Origin of the sequence: Streptomyces sp. col6 (assembly GCF_008042035.1) — a bacterium.
Lineage (GTDB): Bacteria > Actinomycetota > Actinomycetes > Streptomycetales > Streptomycetaceae > Streptomyces.
In genome coordinates, this window is record NZ_RDBL01000027.1 from 157,744 (window position 1) to 180,617 (window position 22,874).

The following is a 22,874-nucleotide window of genomic DNA, read 5'->3' on the forward strand; positions in this document are numbered from 1 at the left end:
TGCCTTCTGTTAGTTCGCCTGACGAAGGCGGTCGAGCTCGTCCCCGATCGCCTTGCGCAGCAGGTCGTGCTGCGGTCCGAGTGCGTACTGCTGGTCGGTCCACCTCTCGCGGGGATAGAGCCACACCGGCATTCGCACCAAGTCGGTCGGCTCCCACTCGAACCGGGGCCATACGTGCGCATGCAGGAACCCATCGGTGTTCCCCAGGATCTCCAGATTGACCCGCCGGAAAGCCGCATCCAGGTGACGCGATGCCCGCTCGACCGCTTCCCCGAGTTGGTCCATGTCGGACAGGAAAGCCAGCCGCTTGCCCCTGGGCAGGTCCGACAGCCTCTCGACCTCAGGATCATCCACCAGGAGCACCGAGTAGCCCGGCAGGAACTGCACATCGCCGATCACTGCGAATCCCGCGCTCAAGCGCCGCAGAACCGTGGGGTTCTCGCCTCGCAGGGCACACCCGATCCGATCCATCCGCCAGTCATCAATCATGGCCAGAACCTACCCGACCGTGATCATCACCCCGGATGAGCGCATCGGGACATCGCAGTGACCGCCATTTCTTAGTCCGGAAAAGTTCGGTTGCGGTGGCAGAGGCCGTAGGCCGCCGGGTCTGGGAGGCGATGGACGGCGAGTACGGAGTGGAGATCGAGCACCACCACATCGACCACCCGGTGCTGCCCTCCTCTACTTGCGTATAGCGCCCGCACAACGGCGGCCGGCCACCGCGTGGACCCCACTCCGGTGCGTCCGCAGCTGTGGCGACCCCTTCTCCGGAGGGCGTGCGCTGCGCACCTCCTGCCCGTCTCAGCCGCACCCCCAGCTCTGCGACCGCCATGACGTCCCCGGTGTCGGCGGTCGGCCAGAGGGCGGACAAGGGGGTGCTATCGGCCGTTCCACGCGGTCCGCTGCCTACGTCCATGATCAGTGCCTATCGATCCGCCACTGGCCTGGTCAGGACAGTTCCGGACCGGGCGACGGCTCCACGCTGTCGGACGGCTCCGGGGTCTCACGCTCGCTGGGGCCGAACTGCTTCGCGATGTTGTTCCACATGAAGCCGTCCCGCCAGCCCGACTTCGCGCCTGCCCAGCCGAGCAGTGCCCCGAGGGCCTTCTCCTGGGAGATCGCCTGCGTCTGGTAGTGCAGCTCAGCCACGCCGTCTCGGTATTCCAGCTGGTAGGTGTTGTTCTCTCGAAGCAGGACCTGGATGTACCAACTACCGGGCCGCTCCTCGTCCACCCGCTCCAGGACCATGTGGGCGTCCCCCCGCCGCAGGTTGGCCAGCATCGTCCCGATAGCAGGCTTGGACGGACGCTTCACCACGTGGCCGCGCTCGTTGGTCGCAATCAGCATGGCCAGATCATCCAGCAAGGGTCTGACACTGCTCAGCCGCGTCCTGACCGGGCAGGTCAAACTTCGATGGCACGAACCGGGCAGTGGTCCAACTTCAGTGGCAATCGATCAAGGTTCGCTGTCATAGGACAGCCGTGTGCGTACACGCCCACGGACGAGGGACCTACGTGCACAAAAAATCGAACAGATGCTCTAATCGGTGGATGGACTCCCTCCGCTTCCCTGACAGCCTCGTCCGTGCGCAGCAGGCATGGAACGCCACCTACAACGCCCTGGCCGTACCGCACCCCCGCCACTCCACCGTGCTGCGCCGACGCCTGCTGCGGCTGTCGGTCCTCCTGCACACGCACCCGTTCTGGTCGACCACTCCCGGCTGTGTGCCGGCGGCCCGGATGGAGCTGCGCCGCCGCGCCCGTGCGTCTGGGCAACGACGTGATGAGCGATCGGCGTGAACCCGGCCGGGTTGTCGCCGCGGCAGGAGGCCGTCCTGCGCGCGGTGCGGGAGTGGATCGCCGAGCACGGTGAAGGCCCGTCGGTCAGGGTGATTGGTGCCCGGGTCGGGTTGCCGAGTACGAGCTCGGTCGCATACCTGCTCGGGCGCCTGGAGGTGCTCGGGTTCATCAGCCGTACCGGCCGGCGCTGGCAGACCTGCCGCCTGCATCCCTAACCCGGGTACTGGGTCAGCGGTCCGGGCGCTGGGCGGACCGGGGTGGAAACGCTGGCTCATTCGCTGCGGGCGCTGACCCGAACACTGCCCCAGGCCCACAGCGCCGCTTCCGGCTGGTCTCGTTTCTCCTTGGCGCAGCGCGCTGCCCGGAACTCGTCAGACCGTGGTCAAGGGGTGCCCCCGCAGGCTGCCCGTGTCCCCGTCCGGTGCAGTGAAGGAGCCCCGATGCCGTGTACCACCTGTCCGCGAGCGTGCCGCCGTACGTCGTCGGCCGCCCTGCCCGTAACCCTGGCGACCTTGAGGTGTGGGCCCGGCCGGCACCTGCGGTGGCCCCTGCAGATGCCCGATGGGATCCCCCTTCGGTGCCCGGTCGTCGAAACCCCGCGAAGGTGCTGGTCAGGGCGGAACGGAGCGTTGAAGCTCCTATAGATCGTCAAGTCGGGTAGTGAGGTCCATAGGATGCGCTCGTGACTCGGTTTGATGAGGTTAAGGCGACGTTCTGGGGCGAGGGCCTGTACGGGGTTCAGCCGCCGCTGACCGACGCGGTCGTTCAGGATGCCGAGCGCCAGCTCGGTGTCCGTCTGCCGGCCTCGTTGCTGGAGATCTTGCGGGTCCGAAACGGGGGTCCGGTGGCGGAGGTGTGGAACGCGTTCCCGACCGATGTGCCGACCTCGTGGAGCGAGAACCACGTTCCGCTCGACGACATGATGGGCATCGGCCGTCACGACGGCCAGCCGTCGTTGCTGGACTCGGGTTATCTGGTTGAGGAATGGAGTCTTCCTTCACCTCTTGTGCTGCTCTCCGGTGATGGCCACTGCTGGATCGCCCTCGATTACCGGACATGCGGAGAGCAGGGGGAGCCGTCCGTGACGTAGGGTCTCGCCGGTGCTGGTGGAGCTGCCGTTCGCGGCGAGGCGGTGGGTGCGCAGGTCGGCGAGGGCTGCGGTGTGAGTGGCGGTGCGGGCCGTCTTTTGCTTCGCCGAGGTGGGCTTGTCGGTGTGGCGGTGGTTCAGGTCCCCCTGCCGGTGGCCGGGGCCTGGAGCACCCCGGGCCGGGGCGGCGCCCAGGCCGACATCGTCCTCACCGCCCCCCAGGACAACATCCCGCTGCTGTTCATCGAGGTCGACAACTGCCACGAGACCGCGGAAGAGCTCGCGGGCAAGCTGGAGAAGTACGCCCGCTTCTACCACCGCAAGGTGAAGGACACCGCGGGCAAGGCGCAGCCGATGTGGCGCACCCGCTGGACCACCCCACCCGGGACATGGGGCGACGACCCGTACCCACCGGTGCTCCTGGTCTTCAACCCGCTCGGTGCCCGCAACCCCGAGCGGGTGGCGGCCGACGCCGCTACGGTGATCGCGAAGTGCTGAGTTCCAGTCCTTGTCGATCGCCGCCCGTTCCGCAGCCCGGTCGGGGTCCTTCCCGAGGCCGTTCTTGGTGCCTTTGCGGCGGAGGTTGGCCATGTACTGCCCGATGGGTACGGGCCCGGTGCCGGTGGGGTCGTCCCAGACGGCGTCCTGGCGGGGTGCGAGGTGCCCGGTGGCGCGCCGGTAGGAGCGGAGCGCGGCGAGCTTGGCCTCCCACGCTTCCTCGCCCGGCTCCCAGACCATTCCGGCCTCCGGCGCGTCCAGCAGCACCTTGCGCCGTTCTTCCAGCTTCCCGCCCCGCAGCGCTTTCCGCTGCTGATGGACCCAGCGGCCGAGCGGAAAATCCTTCGTGACGCCCACTTCCACCTCGACGTCGTAGGGAACGGCGTAGACGCCGGTGATCTCGTTCTCCTTGCGCCACCGGAGCAGGGCTTGGTAGCCCTCCAGCCACACCAGCGACTCCGGCCGGTAGACCCGGGTCCGCAGGAACGCCGAAATCGTCGCCGCGTCCCGGGGACAGCGCGGACTCGGCAGCCGCGCCTGCGCCGTCGTCGTGCTCCTGGTCCTCGCCGTCGCCGTCGCTCTCGCCGGCGCCGACGATCCGCCCGTCCTCGTCGCGCTGGACGTGGATGGTGCGCTGTCCGCTGGTGAGGGCACGGGAGGCGAGCTGCTCGACCAGACGTTCGTCATGCGAGCGCAGGCCCTTTATCTAGGGGTGGTTTGGGTGTGAGGGATGTTTGTTTGGGTTGTCACCTGCGGAGATGATGTCGGGTGAACTACGTGGTAGACGTGGGGGAGTGCTGGTTACGTGCGGTAGGTGGATCGGGTTGCCTGCGCACGCTGCACGATCCGGACGCGGTCGAGCTGGACGAGAACGACGACGGCATATTGGCGCGGCGGCTTGCATGCGCAGCAGTGGGACGCCGTCGCGGGCCATGGCTTTCCAGTCGTTGTAGTGGTTCTTCATCCGGGGGTCCCGCAGCCGGTTGTGCTGGACGGTGACGACACGCGACTCGAAGCCGCTATCGCCCAGACAAACAGTCAGCGTTCAAAAATGGTGACGGCTTCGGACGGTGTCTTCAGCGGTCGGCGTTCGACAACGCTTGTGCCCGTTAACACCCTCGTAGCTGGTCCGTCTTTGGCGACGACGGATCTTGCTCCGACGACGGAGCCCCAGCCGACTGTCGCTCCAGGTGTGATTGTGGCGGCAGCCCCGACCCACTCTCCTCCGGCCGCTGCTCCGCAGCGCCAAAGCTAGGGGCCAGTAGTTGCGCTCAGGGCGCGTCCCTCCCAGATGAACGGGCCGTCGGCGTGGTCGGGGGTGTAGGAGGCGCGGCCGCCGGGCCCGTACGCGCTCAGTGCGACCATCAGTCAGGCACTGCTGGCGAGCATGTCTCTGGTTCAGTCGGTAACGTCAAGCGGCCCGCCGACGAACTCGTGGTAGGTGCGGCAGGGCACCGGCTCGGTGTCCGTCTCGCCGATTGCTGACCCAAGCCCGTTAATGCACGGGTCAGCGAGTTGCCCAAGTGGGACCGGGAGCAGGGAGACGATCGGGTGAGTGAGGTCAGCGACCGGCGGGCCGCAGTGAGCGAGCAGCTCTCACCAAGCAGCGACAGGCTTGCTGACGCTCACCGGCGGAGCGTGAAAGTAGTCCCGAGTCCCTGAGGGCGGTCAATGCGGTGCGTTGAGTAGCGCAGGCGCGTGCGTGTCCTCTGGTGTGGGGGCGAGGAAGGAGGCCCGCCGGCTGCCCGCTCGTTCTGCGGTTGCTGCCTCGGCTTGTGGTCGGAAGTCCTCGAGCGGCGCTGACGCTGACGAAGCGCTGTGCGCTGCGGAGCAAGGAGTGGTGCGCGCAGCGGGGGGACTCGCTGTTGGTCGTGCCTAGCGTGCTCTTCGGAGCAGCACCTTCTGCTCCGACGTACCCCTCTGAGTGCTGGAAGAAGACCATTCATGCAATCCTTTCCCGCTCCGCCCTCACCTGTCCTGGAATCGGCCGCCGCTGCGTTCGCCGAGGCGACCGAGCAGCCCCCCTACCTCTTCGACCTCGCCCCTGCCGAGGGGCGTGCCGCCGTGGACGAGGCGCAGTCCGGCTCCGTGGAGCTGCCAGAGGTAGACGAGGAGTGGGCGACCGTCCCGTCCGATGCCGGCGACGTGCGCGTACGTATCGTGCGGCCTGCCGGGTCCACGGGGCCGCTCCCGGTGATCCTCTACATCCATGGTGCCGGCTGGGTCTTCGGTAACGCGCACACCCACGACCGGCTGGTGTGCGAGCTCGCCGACGGAACCGGCGCGGCCGTTGTCTTTCCCGAGTACGCGCTCTCGCCCGAGGCACGTTATCCCGTCGCGATCGAGCAGAACTGGGCCGTGGCGCGCTGGATCGTCACCGACGGCGCCCTGTACGGCTTGGACGGCGAACGGATCGCCGTCGTGGGTGACTCGGTGGGCGGCAACATGAGCGCGGCGCTCACCCTCATGGCCAAGGAGCGCGGCGGCCTCGCTCTGCGCCAGCAGGTGCTGTTCTATCCGGTCACCGACGCCTCCTTCGACACTGCCTCCTACGAGCAGTTCGCCGAGGGCTACTTCCTGCGCCGTGACGGCATGCGCTGGTTCTGGGACCAATACACGACCGAGGAGAGCGACCGCGCCCGCATCACCGCATCCCCGCTGCGCGCCACGACCGACCAGCTGACCGGCCTTCCGCCGGCGCTCGTCATCACCGCGGAGGCGGACGTGCTGCGCGACGAGGGGGAGGCGTACGCCGCGAAGCTGCGCGCCGCCGGGGTGCCGGTGACCGCCGTGCGGTACCAGGGCGTGATCCACGACTTCGTCATGCTCAACGCGCTGCGCGGAACACAGGCCGCCGAGTCCGCGATCTCCCTCGCCGTCGCCACACTGCGTTCGGCCCTGTCGCCGCGCTGATCTCCGCGTCACCCCGCGGTATCGAACCCTGCCCCAGGCGGGACCGGCCTCCATGCGACACCGGCCGGTCCCGCCCCGCCGTGCTGCCCTGATGGGGCGGCAGTCTTCTCCGACAGGTGATCATCATGACCACACCTTCACCCGCCCGACGCTTCGAACCCGATCTGCGCGCGATGACCCGCATCAACCTGCGGCCCATCGCTTCCCCGATGCCCCTCGGCTTCTACGCCGTCGGTATCGCCTCCGTCGTCGCAGGGACCTATCAGCTCGGAATCCTCGGCGAGGACGCGGGCCGGGCCGTGGCCTTCACGATCCTGCCCGCGTTCGTCCTGCAACTTCTGGTCGCTGTACTCGCCTTCGGAGCACGTGACGTCCTGGCGGCGACGCTCATGGCGTGTTTCTCCGGTATGTGGCTCGCCAACGCCCTCGTCCTCGCCCTGCACCCGGAGCACGGACCGCGCGTCCTCGGCGTGCTCAATCTGTGCTTCACGCTCTTCGCGCTGCTCATGGCGTCCGTCGCCCGCGCCAAACGCGCGCTGTGGTTCGTGCTGTGCGTGGCCGTGCCCCGCTTCGGTGTGGCCGCCGCTGCCGGGCTGAGCGGCGCGCACGCGCTCACCGTCCTCTCCGGAGCTCTCGGTCTGCTTCTCGCGGCCGTCGCCCTCTATGCCGCGTTCGCGCTGATGCTGGAGGACATGCGGGGCGAGGAGGTGCTGCCCCTGGGTCGCAGCGGCCCGGCGCACCACGCCGTCGAGGGCGACCTGAGTGTGCAGCTGCGCAACCTCGAACGTCACGCAGGCGTGCGCCGCACTCTCTGAGGACCGACGCAGCCCCTACGTTCGGGCAGGCGTCGCGTTCCTGCCGCCGTGCCCCTTCCACAACCCACTGGAGCCTCTTTCCATGACCAGCAGCACCCCCATGCCCGTCGGCGGGTTCACTCCGCAGCCGGGCCTCGCCCCAGCGGCCGGCGCCGACCTCGTCGTCCGTAACGCCAAGGTGTGGACCGGTGACCCGGCCCGGCCCGCTGCTTCGGCCCTCGCCGTACGCGACGGCGTGATCCTCGCGGTCGGTGACGAGACCGACGTCGCCGCTGTGACCGGCCCAGGCACCCGCGTCGTGGACGCCCTCGGGCGCCGTGTAGTGCCCGGCCTCAACGATTCCCATCTGCACGTGATCCGCGGCGGACTCAACTACGTACTCGAACTGCGCTGGGACGGTGTGCCCTCGCTGCGACAGGCCCTGGCCATGCTGCGTGAACAGGCCGGGCGTACGCCGAAGGGCCAGTGGATCCGTGTCGTGGGCGGCTGGACCGCCGACCAGTTCGCCGAACGCCGCATGCCGACCGTCGCCGAACTGACCGCGGCCGCCCCCGACACACCCGTCTTCGTGCTGCACCTCTACCAGTCCGCGCTGCTCAACCGGGCCGCCGTCCGCGCGGCCGGACTCACCCGCGACACCCCCGACCCCGCCGGCGGCCAGATCGTCCGGGGCCGCGACGGCGAGCCCACTGGCCTCCTCCTGGCCGCTCCCAGCGCCCTCGTCCTCTACTCGACGCTCGCCCGCGCCCCCGGCCTCGGCCCCGAGGAGCAGCGCCTGTCCACACGGCACTTCCTGCGCGAACTCAACCGCTTCGGGCTCACCTCGGCGGTCGACGCGGCAGGCGGCTTCCAGAACTTCCCCGATAACTACGCCGCCGTCACCGACCTCGCCCGCGCCGGAGAGCTGTCCCTGCGCATCGCCTACCACCTCTTCCCCCAGACCGCCGGGCAGGAACTGGCGGACCTGGCCCGCTGGACGGACATGGTGAAGCCTGACGAGGGCGACGCCTGGCTACGGCTCAACGGGGCCGGCGAGAACCTGATCTGGGCCGCCGCCGACTTCGAGAACTTCGCCGAACCCCGTCCCGGCCTCGCCCCCGGCTACGAGAGCGAGTTCGAGAAGGCCGTCCGGCTGCTCCTCGAACACGGCTGGGGCTTTCGTCTCCACGCCACGTACGACGAGACGATCCGCCGGGACCTCGCCGTCTTCGAGAAGCTCGCCGCCGACGGGCTGTTCCCCGGGCAGGGCCGCTGGCTCTTCGACCATGCCGAGACCGTCTCCTCCGGCAGCCTGGAGCGGATCGCCGCGCTGGGCGGGGCCATCGGCGTGCAGAACCGGATGTCGTTCCAGGGCCGGGTCTTCGCCGAACGGTACGGAGCACAGGCCGCCGCCCGCACCCCACCGGTCAGCGAGATGCTGGAGGCCGGTCTGACCGTGGCCGCCGGGACCGACGCGACGCGTGTCTCCTCGTACAACCCATGGGTCGCGCTGCACTGGCTCGTCACCGGGCGCACGGTCGGGGACCTATGCCTCTACCCGCCGGAGCGGCTGCTGAGCCGCGAACGCGCCCTGGAGCTGTACACCATCGGCGGAGCCCGGATCACGGGCGAGGCGAACGTTAAGGGCACCCTGGGCGTCGGCCGCTACGCCGACTTCACCCTGCTGAGCCACGACTACTTCTCCGTCCACCAGGACGACATCCCGCACATCGAGTCCGTACTGACCGTCGTGGGCGGCCGGATCGTGTACGCGGCGGCCGAGCACGAGGGCGTCGATGAGGCGCTGCCGCCGCTCGCCCCGGCCTGGAGTCCCGTCGCCCACTTCGGCGGCTACCAGGCCACACCGCCGCCAGGTCTCATCGGAGCGCGGCAGGCCGACCGGATCGCCGAGGCGGTCGGCGCCTCCGAACAGCACCGGCAGTGGCGGGTGGCGCGCGGCTTCGCTCCCGAGGGCACCGCGCCACGGGTCTTCGACCCCTGCTATGTGCTCTGACCGACCTCACCACAAGGAGAAACACGCGTGGACAGCGCGCTGTTGCTGCTCCGGCTCGTCACGGGACTGCTCGTGGCCGGCCACGGAGTGCAGAAGATCAGTTTCCGGCTCGGTGGCAAGGGCCTCGCGGGCGGCGTCGAGGAGTTCCGGCAGGACGGATTCCGCGGCGGGCGGCTCACCGCTCTCGCCGCCGGAGGCACCCAGGTGGGCGCCGGACTGCTGCTCGCCGCCGGAGCCCTCACCCCGCTCGCCGGCGCCGGCGTGATGGGCGTCATGACCGTCGCCCTCACCGTCAAACGCCCGCATGGCCTGTGGGTGCAGAACGACGGCTACGAATACCCCCTGCTCCTCATCGCGGTCCCGGCCGCACTCGTCCTGGCCGGCCCCGGTGCCTGGTCACTGGACTCCCGGCTCGACATCACCCCCTGGCCCGCCTGGCTGAGCACCGGCTGCCTTGCACTCGGGCTCGCCAGCGGCCTGCTGACCCGTCTGCTCCTGCACCGCACACCCTCACCCGCGACCACCCCGAGGAACGCCTCATGACAACCCAGCAGACCTCCCGCCCCGCCGTACTCCAGGAATTCGGGACGGTGCGCCCCGTGCCGCTAGGCCTCACAGCCGACACCCGGCGGTACGCGGCCCAGCGCCTCAACCGCGTACTCGCCGACACCCACATGCTGTACGCCCTCTACAAGAAGAGTCACTGGCAGGTGCGCGGAGGCCTTTTCCACTCGCTGCACCTCCTCTTCGACCGGCACGCCGGCGAACAGCAGGCGCTCGTCGACGAGCTGGCGGAACGGGTGCAGATCCTCGGCGGGGTCGCCGTCGCCGATCCCCGGCACGCCGCCGAACTGACCTCCGTGCCCCGCTTCCCCGACGGGACCGAGGACGTGCCGGATCTCCTGCACCGGCTGCTCACGACACACGAAGGCATCCTCGTGGACGTCCGCGAGGCCGCCACCCGGATCGGCGCCCTCGGCGACCCCGGCACCGAGGACCTGCTCGTGTCCTCGATCGTCCGCACGGGCGAGCGGCAGGCGTGGTTCCTCGCGGCCGAGGCGGCGAAGGACGCCTCCGCTCCCGGCAACCTCCGGGCCCGCTGATCCCCCCCCACCACCCGCCCCGCGCCCGGTCTCCCGGACGCGGGGCGTTTCGCTGCGCCCGCGCGGCCTCCTGGGACACCCACGTACCGTGAGTCGGCGACGCAACGGTGGCTCCCCACGCCCGGACGCACGAAGGTGCCGGGGTGGTGACGTCGTTCGTCACCGCCCCGGCACCCGGGAGCCTTAGAAGAAGGGAGTTACCGCTTCAGGAATGCCAGCAGCGCCTCGTTGACCTCCTCCGCGTGCGTCCACAGCAGACCGTGCGGGGCGCCGTCGATCACGACGTACTCGGCGGCGGGCAGCGCCGCGTGGAAGCGCTCGGCGGTCGCGCCGATCGGCAGGATGCGGTCACCGCTGCCGTGCACGATCAGGGCCGGCACGTCGATCTTCGGGATGTCGTCGCGGAAATCGGTGAGCCACGTCGGGACGGCCGCGCGTGAGGCGTACGCGGAGGAGCCCGCCGCCGTCGCCCAGTTGGCGCGCACGACGGCTTCGCTGATGCGGATTCCGAGATTCTCGTCCAGGTTGTAGAAGTCCCGGTAGAAGTCCTCGAAGTAGGCGTAGCGGTCGCGGGTCACGGCGTCCAGGATGCCGTCGAAGACGGCGCCGTCGACGCCGTACGGGTTGTCGTCCGTTTTCAGCAGGAAGGGTTCGAGGCCCGCGAGGAACACCGCCTTGGCAACGCGCCCGGACCCGTACCTGCCGAGGTAGCGGCCGACCTCGCCCGTGCCCATCGAGAAGCCCACGAGGACCGCGTCCCGCAGGTCGAGCCGCTCCATGATCGCGTGCAGGTCGTCGGCGAAGGTGTCGTAGTCGTAGCCGGTCGTGGGCTGCGACGACTGCCCGAAGCCCCGCCGGTCGTACGTGATGACGCGGTAGCCGGCGTCGAGCAGGACGGGAAGCTGCTTCTCCCAGGAGTGGCCGTCCAGCGGGTAGCCGTGGATGAGGACGACGGGCCGGCCGCTGCCGTGGTCCTCGTAGAAGAGGTCGATGGGGGTGCTGTTTTCATGGCCGACGGTGAGGAAAGACATGGTGGGTTCCTTCGGGAAGGCGGGATGGGAATGACGGGTGCCCGGCACCACATGGGCGCCGGCACCAGGGGGGGATCAGCCGGCCGCGTGCGGGCTGATCATCGACTGGGCGTAGACGACGCCCATGCCGTACGCGCCACCGTGCTCCTTCACGACATCGAGCGTCGCGGCGTAGGTCTCGCCGCGCGCCCAGTCGCGCTGGAGTTCGAGGAGCACCTGGAGCCAGGTGACGGGCACGGCGCCCGCAGCCGTCATGCGCTGCATAGCGTGCTCGTGCGACTCCGCGGTGACGCCCGCGGATGCGTCGGCGACGACGTACACCTCGTAGCCCTGACCGAGCGCGGACAGGGCGGGCAGGACGAGGCAGACCTCGGTCCAGAGGCCGGACAGGATGATCTTGCGGCGTCCGGTGACCTTGACCGCCTCGACGAGCGCGGCGTCTTCCCACGCGTTCATCGAGGTGCGGTCGATGACCTCGTGCTTGGGGAAGACATCCAGGAGCTGCGGCAGGATCGGGCCGGAGAAGGACTCGGCGGCCACCGTGGACAGCACCACCGGCACGTCGAAGACGCGCGCGGACTTCGCGAGACCGACCGTGGCGTTGATGACGCCTGCACGGTCGGCGCTCGCCGCGCCGAAGAACATCTGCGGCTGGTGGTCGACGAAGAGCATCATCGCGCTGTCGGCTGTCAGCAGGTCCGGACTCGGGGCGGCCTGGACGGAGCTGGGATCGAACATGGTGATTCCTTGGGTGAGATAAGCGGGATGAGGTAGGAGCAGCCGGACACCGACCGGTGCCGCGCTCGGCATGGCGAACCTACGGCTTTCGGAGAAAAGGCAGTTGACTGTGAAGGCCCGCTTCCTGTGCCCTGCCTGCACACCTGCGGCCCCGGGACGGAGACGTCAGCCGGCCGTCGTGAGGCCCGCGAGCAGTTCGTCGACCGCTCGCGCGACGCACTCCGCGACCGCCGGCGGCCAGGTGTCGGTGCGGGCGAGATAGGTGAGCACAGCGGCGGTACGGAGGTACAGGACGCACCTGCCTGAGGGCGACCGCAGGACCAGTTCCGTATGAGTACCTGCCGCACGTACGCGTACGTCGCCCTCACCGGCCAGGCCGTGCACACCCTCCTCCAGCAGAGCCCGCGCGAAGACCCAGGTCACCGCCGGTCGACCGTCGGGTGACAGGAAGTCGCAGTGGACGGCGAGCGGGTCGTGCGGAAGATGCCGCAGATGGACGGTGAACCGTGCCAGATGAGCGTGCGGCCCGACGACGTCCGCGGTCAGTACGTGTACGACGCCGTTCATGTCCGCTCCGTCCACGTACGACGGCACAGGCCCCCCCCCGAGCCCGGCGGCTACCCCGCCGAGTTCGCGTGGGGGCTGCGCAATTGCGCCGCGAACGCACGGATGCCCTCCTCTTCCTGCTCGGCGAAACCGGACACCGCCGAAGCCCCGCGCACGGCAAGGGCGGTGGCGAGTTCGGCCGCCGCACGCTCGATGCGGCGGGGCAGCGCGGCATCGGCCTCCTCGGCGCCCGCACCCCAGTCGGCGGTAGCCGCGAAGACACCAGTGGGAACGACCGCGGCACGCAGATACGCGAAGAGAGGCCGCAGGGCGTGGTCCAGGACGAGCGAGTGCCGACTCGTTCCGCCCGTCGCGGCGACGAGGACCGGCCGACCGGTGAAACCGTCCGGGTCCCACAGGTCCACGAACGACTTGAAGAGCCCCGAGAACGATGCCGCGAAGACCGGCGACACCGCGATGAGCGCGTCGCTCGCACGTACGCGCTCCAGCGCCTCTTCGAGGGCGGGCGGCGGGAAACCAGTGACGAGAGCGGAGGCGATGTCACGGGCGAGCGGACGCAACGAGACCTCCTCGGTGACGCACTCGACCCCCACCTCCGCGCAGGCGTTGCGCGTCGCCTCGCCGAGCCGGGACGCGAGCAGAGCCGTCGCCGAAGGGACGCCGAGCCCGCCCGCCACGACCACGACGCGCCGCACGGGGCGGCTCATCGGGCGATCCCCGCCAGGTCACGCACGCGCGCCGCGTGCGTGGGAGCCTCGGCGACGCCGGTGGGCCGGGCAGCCGCCAACTCACGGCGCAGCACCGGAACCACCTCCTCGCCCAGGATGTCGAGCTGTTCGAGGACCGTCTTGAGCGGCAGCCCGGCGTGGTCCATGAGGAACAGCTGCCGCTGGTAGTCACCGAAGTCCTCACGGAAGCGCAGCGTCCGCTCGATGACCTGCTGCGGCGATCCGACGGTGAGCGGGGTCTGCTCGGTGAACTCTTCCAGCGACGCCCCGTGCCCGTAGACAGGCGCGTTGTCGACGTACGGCCGGAACTCCCGCATGGCGTCCTGGGAGTTCTTGCGCATGAAGACCTGCCCGCCCAGCCCCACGATCGCCTGCTCCTCCGTACCGTGGCCGTGGTGGGCGAACCGTCTGCGATAGAGGCGGATGAGCCGCTGGTAGTGGCGCGCCGGCCAGAAGATGTTGTGGGCGAAGAAGCCGTCCCCGTAGAAGGCCGCCTGCTCGGCGATCTCGGGGCTGCGGATGGCGCCGTGCCACACGAAGGGCGGCACGCCGTCGAGCGGGCGCGGAGTGGAGGTGAATCCCTGCAGCGGTGTGCGGAAGCGGCCCTCCCAGTCGACGCTCTCCTCGTCCCAGAGCCGCCGCAACAGTGCGTAGTTCTCCACGGCGAGCGGAATCCCGTCCCGGATGTCCTTGCCGAACCACGGAAACACCGGGCCGGTGTTGCCCCGGCCCAGCACGAGGTCGGTCCGACCCTCCGTGAGGTGCTGGAGCATCGCGTAGTCCTCGGCGATCTTCACCGGGTCATTCGTCGTGATGAGCGTCGTCGCCGTGGACAGGACGATGCGCTCGGTGCGGGCAGCGATCCAGCCGAGCACAGTGGTGGGTGACGACGGGACGAACGGCGGGTTGTGGTGCTCCCCGAGAGCGAAGACGTCGAGACCCACCTCCTCCGCCTTGAGCGCGATGGCCACAATGGCCTTGAGCCGTTCCCCCTCGGTGGGCGGCCGTCCCGTGACGGGGTCGGCGGTGACGTCGCCGACGCTGAAGATGCCGAACTGCATGGTGTTCCTCACTCGAAGCCTGCGGCGCGGCGGGTACCGCGCCGGTGCGAGGCTAGGAGCGGGGGAGCGGGCCGGGGAGCCGCTCGGTGTACGGGGCCTTGCCGCTCAGCGCCCGGCCGTCGGCCGTCGTAGGAAACGCCCCGCCTCGTCCGGCACGCCGCTCGCGGCGAAGGCGCGCGACCGCCATTCGAGCGGTGAACATCCGTGCAGCTGGCGGAAGGTGCGGCTGAAGTGGGCCGCGTTGGTGAAGCCGCACAGCTGGGCGACGGCGGCCACGGTCACGGCCCGGCGCCCGGGCCTGGCCAGTTCGCGTGCGCTCTCCTCGAGCCGACGCCGCTGGATGAGCCGGCCCACGGTCGACTCTTCCGCCTCGAAGACCCGGTGGAGGTACCGCAACGAGATGTGATGGGCCCTGGCTATGGACTCCGGCGAGAGCGAAGGGTCCCGGTAGTGCCCGTCGATGTACGCCCTGACCCTGCGCACCAGCTCTCCGCGCGGACCGTTCTGCACCGTCCCCGGATCCGGCGCGCTGTGCTCCAGTACGAGGAGCGTCACCAGGTCCACGAGCGCGGCCCCCAGCCGTTCGCCGACGCGGGGTGCCCAGCCCGCGGGGGAGGTGACTGCCGGGAGAAGCGACGCGAGCAGCGCAGCTGTCCCGGCCGTCGTGGGCAGGGCCGTGCCGGCTACCGAGCCCAACTGCTCCGCGGAAAGACCGACCGCCCGCGCGGGCACCCGCAGCACAACAGCGGTGAAGGGGCCCGCGTACGACAGGGAGCACCACTGCGCGCTGTCGTGCATCAGGAGCACACTCGGCCCGGCCAGGACATCGGCGTCACGTCGCCGGTACGTTGCCGAGCCGTGCGGGTGCAACAGGAGCACGAGGTCCGGCTCGTCCGCGCCCGACCTCCGCACCGGGACTCGGGTCACGCGCTGCGCGCCCGACACGACGGCGGAGACGGTCACGGCCCCCAGCCGGTGTATGACGACGTCCCCGTCCGGGGCCCTGCCGTCGGCGGTCGTGACGGACACCGGCATCGCGGCGTCGCCCCACCGCGAGCCCCAGCGGGCGAGACCTTCCTCATCGTGGACGGGGGCGGCAGGCAGCAAAAGGCTCAAGTGCGTGCTCCTTGTCTCCTGGGAACGGAGTGGGAAGTCGGGCGGGAAGTGCGGAAGGAGCCGACCGCAGATCGCCCTGCGTCCGGCTCCTTCCGCCGAATCCCAGCCAACCAAGCCGCCACTGCGGTAACCAGGCAGACACCAGGCGGTTTGGAACTGCCTGTCCGCTCCTTCGCCCAGGCGCCCTACTCGAAAGCAGTGCGGGAGGGCAGAGCGCCCGTACTGAGTCCGGCCAGACCCGCCCGCGCCTCCTCCCGAAGTTCAAGCGGAGCGGAATCGCCCAGCCCCAGCACGGCCCGGTAGTCGCCTTCCGCCTCCGCTGCCCGGCCGAGATGGGCCAGGCAGTGGCCCCGGTACAGGTGGATCTTGGTCGTCGCGAGGTGGAATCCGCTGTTCGCGTACGTTTGTTCCAGCCCGGCCAGTACTGCGGCCGCCTCTTCCCACCGGCTCTCATTCAGGTAGACGAAAGCGACGTGGTATCGGGAGATGCGGACAGTGACGGCGTAGCGCGGGTCATGTACCCCGCCCGGCAGTTGCGCCAGTGAGCCCATCACCGCGTGGTGCGTCTCGATCGCCTCCTGCCCGCGGCCGGCCTTGCGCAGCACTGTGATGTTCATATTCGCCGCTTGGAGATACCGGCGAGTGTCGCCCGCACGCAAGAAGAGATCCATGGCCTGCGCGATGTCCTCGACGGCGGGCACCACATCGTTCACGACATCGCGCAGCCAGCCCAGATACATGTATGCCTCCGCCTGCCGGCCGAGGGAACCGCACGCGGACGCGATGGCCAGCGCGGAGATGGCGGCCTCGAGCGCTTCCTCGTGTCGGCGGTGGCACTGCCAGCGCACCCAGGCAAGCATGCTCAGGCATCCGGCCTGGGCATCGAGATCGCCCGTCGCCTCGGCTGAACGGGCGCCGAGGGCAAACACCTCCGACCAGTGCCCCCAGGAAATCCAGGAGTTGCACACGCCCTCGACGGCGAACGCGATCACGACCACCCGTCCGGGATCCTGCTGCTCGGTTTCCTGCCGCAGCGCCGCGAGCCAGTTGTCGCTCTCTGCACGCAGCCACTCCAGGGCCTGCTCACGGGTACGGAAGTGTTCAGGCGACGCCGTCGAGTCGCTGCCTTCCCGGGCCTCCTCCTCTCCAGTGGCGACCTGCGCGGCAGCGGCGACCGTATCCAGGAGCCACCCGCGCAACCGGGCGGCAGCAGCCACCGAAACCGCCTCGTCGTCCGTGTCGCGATTCCGTGCGCGCCCATACAGGCGCAACAGGTCGTGCAAGCGGTAGCGATCCCCAACCGACGTCATCAGGAGCCCGGCCTCCAGCAACTCCTCCAACGTGTCCTCCGCCTCCACCACACTCGTCTCCGCGAGCACGGCTGCGTACGGAATGCTGAAGTCCCCGCCGGGAATCAGCGACAGCAGGCGGAACACACGCGCCGTTTCGGGAGCGAGGCGGGAGTACGACAGGTGAAACGCCGAGGCGACTCCCAGATCGCCCGCGCTGAGGGCATCCATCCGGCGGTCCTCGTCGGCGAGCCGATCCGCGAGCCGTCCCAGGGTCCAACCGGAGCGCGTCGCCGCCCAGTTCGCCGCGACCCTCAGGGCCAGCGGGAGGTGGCCGCACAGTCCGGCCACCCGGGCCGCCGAGTCCGGGTCGGCATCGACCCGGCCGTCGGCCACGACCGCCCGCAGCAAAGCGGTGGACTCAGATCCGGCGAGCGTTCCCAGCTCCAGGCGGTGCACACCGCTCAGCCCGGCCAGCGGCCGGCGGCTGGTCACCACGACGAGCATCCGCCCCTCCGCCGGGAGGAGCGCCCTGACCTGTGCCTCATGGCCGGCATTGTCCAGAACCAGAACGGCACGCAGCCCGGCGACGGTGGACTGATAGAGCGCCAGCCGTTCCTCACCGGTGAGCCGGCCAACCTGCGCGTCGTCGACCCCCCAGGCGTTCAGCAGCCGGACGACCGTCTCGTCCGGAGTCGGAGGCCGGTCCTCCAGGCCACGCAGGTCGATGAAGAAGGCGCCGTCGGGAAAGTCCGAGCGCCGCTCCTCGGCAAGACGGAGTGCCAGGGTCGTCTTGCCGCTCCCGGGCACCCCGGACACCACGGCCACCGGCGGCAGAGGCGGTGCGGTCCCTGTGGGCACCGCACCAGAGCGAGCGCCCTCTTCGATCAGGTCACCCAGCACCCTCAACTCGCCTTCGCGCCCGACGAAGTCGCGGATGCCTCGAGGCAGCGGAGCAAAATGCGCGGTGGGCGCGGACACGTCGGCTGCCCTCTCGCTGCGGTCGGCACGCGCGGCCACGAGCAATTCCTCGGCCTCCGCTTCTCCGAGCCGGAGGCCCTGCATCAGCGCGGCGACGGTGCCGTGCCTGGGCTTCGTGCTGCGGCCCCGCTCCATGTCACTGATCGCGCGCACGGACACCCCGGAAGCCTCCGCGAGCTGCTCGATCGTGAGCGCCCGTGCGAGCCGCAGCCGACGTACCAACCTGCCGAGAGAAGAGACCGTCACCGGGTGACCGTCCCGAACCATGCTGGCCTAGCCTTCCTCGTGGATCCGCCGGAAACGAACTGCGGCTGCATCGACGATGGTGTGCTCATGAGGAGCGAAGCGCTCTCATGAGCACACCGGACGAAGATGGGCAATTCACTGCCCTTGACATTAGTACTCGCGCACCGGGCTCTGATGGCCGCCCCCACCAGCCGCGATGCACGAGTGACAGATCGAACGCCGGGAGTACGCCCGGCAGGATGCCAGGCGCGGTAGGAGGCACGCCTACCGCGCCTCGACCCGGCGCGCACCGCGCTGATCGTGATCGACACGGCGCCGCTCTTCGTCCAGGCGAGCCCGTACTAGGGGCTGTGTGATGTCGTGATCACGCGGTGCTCGTGAGGCCCCCGGGACCGGCCGAACCGCAGGGGTCAGCCCAACCAGTAGTGCTCGACCTTGTCGAACCGTCTGGCGTGAAGGTCGTCGCGGCTGATCAACCAGCTGATGTCGCCGTCCATCCAGTCGTACTGGAGCGACTCCATGTTGAAGGTCGCGAGGTGCAACAGCGGTTGTCCGGGCAGCTCCCGCCATGCCCGGTCGTAGACCTCGTCGAACCGCTCCGGGGCGTCCCTGAGTTCGCGGACCGCCTCCTCCCGCAGGGGAGCAGGTCCATCACGTACTGGTTGCCGACGAACCCGCTGCCCGGATTGATCCGCCCTTCCGCCTGGACGGCTTCTACCGGACGTCCCGGCCGCTGGGCAACGTCGGGCGGGAGTCTGGTGCTGACGTCCGCGCACGTCGCAGCGGGGGCCGGTGAGCGGGTCGAGGTGTTCCGGCCCGGCCGTGACGGCGTGTGTGGCGGGCGGGTGGTGTGGTGCGGCACGCCCGGGGGGCGGGACGACGCCGCACTGGTCCTGCTCGACGACGGACCCTCATGGTCCTGGCCGGGGATGGTGCACTGGGGGCGGATGATCACCGACGAGCCCGGCACGGCGTGCCGGACATGGGGTGTGCCCGACGTTGCCCAGCGGCCGGGACGTCCGGTAGAAGCCGTCCAGGCGGAAGGGCGGATCAATCCGGGCAGCGGGTTCGTCGGCAACCAGTACGTGATGGACCTGCTCCAGCACCCTCCGCAGTGGTCCCAGGACGGCACCTCCCCTTGGGGCGGACTGTCCGGGGCAGCTGTGTTCTGCGACCGGCTGCTGACGGGAGTGGTGGCCTCCGACCGGGCGCATTCCGGCCACGGCCAGCTGACCGTCGTCCCGGCCTACGTTCTGCATCACGATCCGGCGTTCCGCGCGGCGCTGGCTGAACACGGCGGACCTGCCACCGGCTTGGAGGCGGTGGAGTTCCAGCACCTGGCCGACACCCCGACCGGCAGAGGCGGGGCGGGGGCGGCGTCGCCCGCGGTCCTGCTCCAGGCAGGCTGGCAGACGGTGCCGTTCCACGGCCGGGACGAGCTGCTCACCGATCTGCTCGCGTGGTGTGGCCGGGGCGGGTTCGGGGCGTGGCTGCTGCACGGGCCCGGCGGGCAGGGCAAGACCCGCCTCGCCCACCACCTGACCGGCCTCCTGGGCGCCGACAGCTGGGCCGTACTGTGGCCCCGCTCCGATGCCGACGCTGCCCAGCTGCGCGAGCTGCGGGATGTGGTCAAGCCGCTGCTGATCGTCCTCGACTACGCCGAGGCCCGCACCGGACAGCTGACCGCGCTCATCGAAGCCGCCGCCGACCACCCGGGCGCCACCCCCTTCAAGGTGCTGCTGCTGGCCCGCACCGACGGCGACTGGTGGGCCCAGGCCAGGCACGCCTCCCGCCTTGCCGAGGACTACCTCGACGATGCGCCCTCCGTGCTGCTGGCGCCGCTGGAACAAGCTCCGGAACCGCGCGCACAGGCTTACCGCACCGCCGCCCGCGCCCTGGCCGACGCCCTCCCCCGCGTGCGCGGCTTGGCCGGACACGACTGGCCCGCCGTCGCCGACGCCTTACCGCCCCCGAGACTCGACCAGGGCGCGTTCGCCAACGCATTGACGCTGCAGATGACCGCCCTCGCCGACCTCCTCGACGCCGCAGCCAGGGGTAACGCGGCGGCGGTGCCGACGGCTGAGCGGGCGCAGGGCGTGGAGGACCGGCTGCTGGGGCACGAACGCCGCTACTGGCAGCAAAGCGCCACAGCACGCGGCCTCGATCCAGCACTGAGCGGCGGCACGCTGGAAACGGCCCTGGCCGCCGCCCACTTGGCGGGCGCCGCTGACCGGGAACAGGCCGATCACACCTGGTGCAGGATTCCGGCTCTGGGCGATCAGCCACGCGATCGGCGCGACCAGATGACCGCCTGGATCGGCGCTCTTTACCCGCCCGCCGCGCCGGCCCGGCCATGGGGCGCCCTCCAGCCCGACCGGCTCGCCGAACGCCACATCGGACGCGTCCTGGACTCCGACCCCGCCCTCGCCCAACACCTGATGAGCGGCGCCGACGACGTGCAGACGGCCCAGCTCCTGACCGTCTACAGCCGTGCCGCCGCCCACCCGGTCTTCGACGGCCGCCTCGACATCCACCTCACCCACCTGTGCACACACCTGCCAGCACGGCTCGCCTCCCACGTCATCACCACCGCCATCCAGGCCGACCACCCCCAACCCCTCATCACCGCTCTCAACACCCTCGCCACCGACCCCACCGTCGAACCCGGCGACCTCGCCACCCTGTATAACCGGCTCCCGCACTCCAGCCAGCGCCTCTCCCGCACCGCCGTCAACCTCTCTCAGGCCATCACCAACCACTGCCGCGCCCTCGCCGAGGCGAACCCGGACGCCCACCTGAGTGATCTCGCCACGTCCCTGAACAATCTCTCCGTCCGTCTGGGGAACGCGGGGCGGCAGGTGGAGGGACTGAACGCGATCGAAGAAGCCGTCCGCATCCGCCGAGCCCTCGCCGAAACAAACCCAGACGCCCACCTGCCCCACCTCGCCAGATCCCTGAACAATCTCGCCGTAGACCTGAGGAAGGTGGGGCGGCGAGCCGAGGGCCTGAACGCGATCGAAGAGGCCGTCCGCCACTACCGCATGCTCGCCGAAGCCGACCCAGACGCCCACCTGCCCGAACTCGCCATGTCCCTGAACAACCTCTCTGCCGAGCTGGGGGACATGAGGCGGCGGGCCGAGGGGCTGAACGCGATCGAGGAAGCTGTCCGCCACTACCGCATGCTCGCCGAATCCAACCCGGACGCCTACCTGCCTGACCTCGCCATGTCCCTGAACAACCTGTCCACCGACCTGGGGGACACTGGACGACCGGCCGAGGGGCTGAAGGCGATCGAGGAAGCCGTCCGCCACTACCGCATGCTCGCCGAATCCAACCCAGACGCCCACCTCCCTGACCTCGCCATGTCCCTGAACAACCTGTCCATCCGGCTGGGAGACACTGGACAACCGGCCGAAGGGCTGAACGCGATCGAGGAAGCCGTCCGGATACGCCGCGCACTCGCCGAAACCAACCCAGACGCCCACCTCCCTGACCTCGCCACATCCCTGAACAACCTCTCCGTCGACCTGGATGAGGCGGGACGACTGGCCGAAGGTCTCGATGCCGTCGTGGAGGCCGTGCACATACGCCGCACCCTCGCCGAAACCAACCCGGACACCTACCTGCCCGACCTCGCCACGTCCCTGAACAACATGTCCAACTATCTTGCGAAGGCCGGACGACCGGCAGAGGGGTTGAACTCGATCGAGGAGGCCGTGCATATACGCCGCACCCTCGCCGAAACAAACAGAGATGCTCACCTGCCCGAACTCGGCGCCTCTTTGTACAGCCTGTCCGTCCAGCTGGGGAACGTCGGGCGGCAGGTGGAATGCCTGGAGGCGGTCGAAGAAGCCGTAGGCATCCACCGCACTCTCGCCCAAGCCAACCCAGACGCCCACCTGCCCGGCCTCGCCATGTCCCTGAACAACCTGGGCGGCCGGCTAGGGGAAGTAGGGCGGCGGGCAGAGAGCCTGGACGCCACCGAAGAAGCCGTACGCATCCGCCGCACCCTCGCCCAGGCCAGCCCAGAGGCCCACCTGCCCGGCCTCGCCATGTCCCTGAGCAACCAGTCCATCCGGCTGGGAGAGGTCGGGCGTCCGGCGGACGGCCTGCTCGCGATAGAGGAAGCCGTACGCATTTACCGCACCCTCGCCGTAACCAACCAGACGCGGTTTGACCCGTATCTACAACGTTCACTGGACATCGCCGCTTGGCTCAGGTCCCTTCCGCAGTAGAAGGTCACCCCCTGCTTCTTCGCCGCTCCCCCTTCGATTCGGCCGTCGTACCAAGCGTTGTCCTGGGTACTGAAGGGACAGCACCAGCAGGAGGCCGGGCGCAGTCGGGGGCAGGTGCGACGAGTGCAGGTGGTTGCCGGGGGCGGGCCGCAGCCGGTGCTCCGACAACAGCCGTCCGGGTGATCCATCCCGACAGTGGCGGCGTGCCCTCGCAAACCGCATTCGAGCATTCACACTATTCAATGGTGTCCACGTACGACTTCCCCCAGGTCCTGCGCGACACCCCGCTCGCCCTCCACCGCGCCCGTGCCGCCTACGGGCAGTTCGCCAGGACCTGCCGTGGTCGGCCGAATCGATGCCCGGGTGAGAGGCGGGCAAGCAACTGCACTCCAGCTACCGCCAAGCCCGACAGCCCCGGCTACGCCCCCGAACAGCACGAACAGGTCAAGAAATTCCGTGCCGAGCTCCTCGGGCTCAGCGCCTCCGTGACCACGCACCTGGACTGGGCAACGTTCAGCGAAGGCGCCGTGAAGGGCACGGACGGCGCTCAAGCACGCCCACGAAGCACAGCCCGACGGCGAGACGTGCTGAACACCGTGGCCGGCTCCGGCTCCATATCCCCGCTGGACAAGTGGCGTGGCACGCGGGAGTACCTCGCGTGGCAACTGCGC

Annotated in this window: 20 protein-coding genes and 1 pseudogene; 10 read left to right on the top strand and 11 right to left on the bottom strand. The window is 69.8% G+C overall.

From position 1 onward, the window contains the following. Window positions 1-9: 9 nt before the first annotated feature. Both EAO73_RS27845 and EAO73_RS36165 read right to left on the bottom strand, forming a co-directional pair. Window positions 10-489, bottom strand: a complete 480-nt coding sequence (locus EAO73_RS27845) for an HIT family protein (RefSeq protein ID WP_147974292.1) — start codon at window positions 487-489, stop codon at window positions 10-12. Between the two features lie 462 nt (window positions 490-951). Beyond that, a complete protein-coding gene (locus EAO73_RS36165; RefSeq protein ID WP_191134252.1) occupies window positions 952-1,350 on the bottom strand; it encodes a hypothetical protein in 399 nt (132 codons plus the stop codon). Window positions 1,351-1,553: 203 nt separating this feature from the next. On the opposite strand from EAO73_RS36165, the gene EAO73_RS27855 reads away from it, so the two are divergent. The 4 genes from EAO73_RS27855 to EAO73_RS27875 all read left to right on the top strand — a co-directional run bounded on the left by EAO73_RS27855 (window position 1,554) and on the right by EAO73_RS27875 (window position 3,387). Continuing rightward, window positions 1,554-1,802, top strand: a complete 249-nt coding sequence (locus tag EAO73_RS27855; protein ID WP_147974293.1) for a hypothetical protein — start codon at window positions 1,554-1,556, stop codon at window positions 1,800-1,802. Further along, on the top strand, window positions 1,799-2,017 hold the full coding sequence (locus EAO73_RS27860) for a LexA family protein (RefSeq protein WP_147974294.1): 219 nt from the start codon (window positions 1,799-1,801) through the stop codon (window positions 2,015-2,017). Before EAO73_RS27855 ends, EAO73_RS27860 begins: the two co-directional genes overlap by 4 nt. Window positions 2,018-2,484: 467 nt before the next feature. Further along, window positions 2,485-2,892, top strand: coding sequence for an SMI1/KNR4 family protein (locus EAO73_RS27865; protein WP_147974295.1), 408 nt, complete (start codon window positions 2,485-2,487; stop codon window positions 2,890-2,892). 123 nt (window positions 2,893-3,015) lie between these two features. Then, window positions 3,016-3,387: a replication-relaxation family protein gene (locus tag EAO73_RS27875; RefSeq protein WP_224756489.1), complete on the top strand. Its 372-nt coding sequence runs from the start codon at window positions 3,016-3,018 to the stop codon at window positions 3,385-3,387. Here EAO73_RS27875 and EAO73_RS27880 read toward each other — a convergent pair. Then, a pseudogene (locus EAO73_RS27880) lies at window positions 3,388-4,093 on the bottom strand (helicase associated domain-containing protein); the annotation flags it as partial. Between the two features lie 1,238 nt (window positions 4,094-5,331). Between EAO73_RS27880 and EAO73_RS27885 the strand changes: the two are divergent. The 5 genes from EAO73_RS27885 (at window position 5,332) to EAO73_RS27905 (ending at window position 10,211) form a co-directional block, all read left to right on the top strand. After that, window positions 5,332-6,300 carry an alpha/beta hydrolase gene (locus EAO73_RS27885; protein ID WP_147974297.1) on the top strand — a complete coding sequence of 323 codons (969 nt, stop codon included), beginning with the start codon at window positions 5,332-5,334 and terminating at the stop codon, window positions 6,298-6,300. A gap of 125 nt (window positions 6,301-6,425) precedes the next feature. Next, window positions 6,426-7,115: a GPR1/FUN34/YaaH family transporter gene (locus EAO73_RS27890; RefSeq protein ID WP_147974298.1), complete on the top strand. Its 690-nt coding sequence runs from the start codon at window positions 6,426-6,428 to the stop codon at window positions 7,113-7,115. An 82-nt stretch (window positions 7,116-7,197) separates the two neighbouring features. Continuing rightward, window positions 7,198-9,108 carry an amidohydrolase gene (locus EAO73_RS27895; RefSeq protein ID WP_191134253.1) on the top strand — a complete coding sequence of 637 codons (1,911 nt, stop codon included), beginning with the start codon at window positions 7,198-7,200 and terminating at the stop codon, window positions 9,106-9,108. Between the two features lie 27 nt (window positions 9,109-9,135). Beyond that, window positions 9,136-9,651: a DoxX family protein gene (locus EAO73_RS27900; protein WP_147974299.1), complete on the top strand. Its 516-nt coding sequence runs from the start codon at window positions 9,136-9,138 to the stop codon at window positions 9,649-9,651. Continuing rightward, window positions 9,648-10,211, top strand: coding sequence for a Dps family protein (locus tag EAO73_RS27905; RefSeq protein WP_147974300.1), 564 nt, complete (start codon window positions 9,648-9,650; stop codon window positions 10,209-10,211). Before EAO73_RS27900 ends, EAO73_RS27905 begins: the two co-directional genes overlap by 4 nt. Before the next feature lie 197 nt (window positions 10,212-10,408). On the opposite strand, the gene EAO73_RS27910 is transcribed toward EAO73_RS27905, so the two are convergent. The 8 genes from EAO73_RS27910 to EAO73_RS36870 all read right to left on the bottom strand — a co-directional run bounded on the left by EAO73_RS27910 (window position 10,409) and on the right by EAO73_RS36870 (window position 18,510). Continuing rightward, window positions 10,409-11,242 carry an alpha/beta fold hydrolase gene (locus EAO73_RS27910; RefSeq protein ID WP_147974301.1) on the bottom strand — a complete coding sequence of 278 codons (834 nt, stop codon included), beginning with the start codon at window positions 11,240-11,242 and terminating at the stop codon, window positions 10,409-10,411. A gap of 75 nt (window positions 11,243-11,317) precedes the next feature. Continuing rightward, window positions 11,318-11,980 carry a hydrolase gene (locus tag EAO73_RS27915; RefSeq protein ID WP_147974302.1) on the bottom strand — a complete coding sequence of 221 codons (663 nt, stop codon included), beginning with the start codon at window positions 11,978-11,980 and terminating at the stop codon, window positions 11,318-11,320. Between the two features lie 165 nt (window positions 11,981-12,145). Then, window positions 12,146-12,547 carry an SsgA family sporulation/cell division regulator gene (locus tag EAO73_RS27920; RefSeq protein WP_147974303.1) on the bottom strand — a complete coding sequence of 134 codons (402 nt, stop codon included), beginning with the start codon at window positions 12,545-12,547 and terminating at the stop codon, window positions 12,146-12,148. A 50-nt stretch (window positions 12,548-12,597) separates the two neighbouring features. Then, a complete protein-coding gene (locus EAO73_RS27925; protein WP_147974304.1) occupies window positions 12,598-13,254 on the bottom strand; it encodes a CE1759 family FMN reductase in 657 nt (218 codons plus the stop codon). After that, window positions 13,251-14,336 (bottom strand): LLM class flavin-dependent oxidoreductase, encoded by a 1,086-nt coding sequence (locus EAO73_RS27930; RefSeq protein WP_147974305.1) that lies wholly within the window; start codon window positions 14,334-14,336, stop codon window positions 13,251-13,253. Before EAO73_RS27930 ends, EAO73_RS27925 begins: the two co-directional genes overlap by 4 nt. Window positions 14,337-14,441: 105 nt before the next feature. Next, a complete protein-coding gene (locus EAO73_RS27935) occupies window positions 14,442-15,452 on the bottom strand; it encodes a helix-turn-helix domain-containing protein (protein WP_147974306.1) in 1,011 nt (336 codons plus the stop codon). 185 nt (window positions 15,453-15,637) lie between these two features. Next, the gene (locus EAO73_RS27940) at window positions 15,638-17,968 is read right to left on the bottom strand and encodes a helix-turn-helix domain-containing protein (RefSeq protein WP_191134254.1); all 2,331 of its coding nucleotides are present in this window, start codon (window positions 17,966-17,968) and stop codon (window positions 15,638-15,640) included. 410 nt (window positions 17,969-18,378) lie between these two features. Then, a complete protein-coding gene (locus EAO73_RS36870; RefSeq protein WP_147971945.1) occupies window positions 18,379-18,510 on the bottom strand; it encodes a DUF1963 domain-containing protein in 132 nt (43 codons plus the stop codon). A gap of 216 nt (window positions 18,511-18,726) precedes the next feature. Between EAO73_RS36870 and EAO73_RS27955 the strand changes: the two genes are divergently transcribed. Next, on the top strand, window positions 18,727-22,203 hold the full coding sequence (locus tag EAO73_RS27955; protein WP_224756490.1) for a tetratricopeptide repeat protein: 3,477 nt from the start codon (window positions 18,727-18,729) through the stop codon (window positions 22,201-22,203). Window positions 22,204-22,874 lie beyond the last annotated feature (671 nt).

Bases quoted from the DNA above. Each gene is read 5' to 3' on its own strand.
- EAO73_RS27930 (WP_147974305.1), bottom strand. From the start codon at position 14,336: ATGCAGTTCGGCATCTTCAGCGTCGGCGACGTCACCGCCGACCCCGTC.
- EAO73_RS27855 (WP_147974293.1), top strand. From the start codon at position 1,554: ATGGACTCCCTCCGCTTCCCTGACAGCCTCGTCCGTGCGCAGCAGGCA.
- EAO73_RS36165 (WP_191134252.1), bottom strand. From the start codon at position 1,350: ATGCTGATTGCGACCAACGAGCGCGGCCACGTGGTGAAGCGTCCGTCC.
- EAO73_RS27895 (WP_191134253.1), top strand. From the start codon at position 7,198: ATGACCAGCAGCACCCCCATGCCCGTCGGCGGGTTCACTCCGCAGCCG.
- EAO73_RS27905 (WP_147974300.1), top strand. From the start codon at position 9,648: ATGACAACCCAGCAGACCTCCCGCCCCGCCGTACTCCAGGAATTCGGG.
- EAO73_RS27910 (WP_147974301.1), bottom strand. From the start codon at position 11,242: ATGTCTTTCCTCACCGTCGGCCATGAAAACAGCACCCCCATCGACCTC.
- EAO73_RS27885 (WP_147974297.1), top strand. From the start codon at position 5,332: ATGCAATCCTTTCCCGCTCCGCCCTCACCTGTCCTGGAATCGGCCGCC.
- EAO73_RS27915 (WP_147974302.1), bottom strand. From the start codon at position 11,980: ATGTTCGATCCCAGCTCCGTCCAGGCCGCCCCGAGTCCGGACCTGCTG.
- EAO73_RS27925 (WP_147974304.1), bottom strand. From the start codon at position 13,254: ATGAGCCGCCCCGTGCGGCGCGTCGTGGTCGTGGCGGGCGGGCTCGGC.
- EAO73_RS27920 (WP_147974303.1), bottom strand. From the start codon at position 12,547: ATGAACGGCGTCGTACACGTACTGACCGCGGACGTCGTCGGGCCGCAC.
- EAO73_RS27890 (WP_147974298.1), top strand. From the start codon at position 6,426: ATGACCACACCTTCACCCGCCCGACGCTTCGAACCCGATCTGCGCGCG.
- EAO73_RS27845 (WP_147974292.1), bottom strand. From the start codon at position 489: ATGATTGATGACTGGCGGATGGATCGGATCGGGTGTGCCCTGCGAGGC.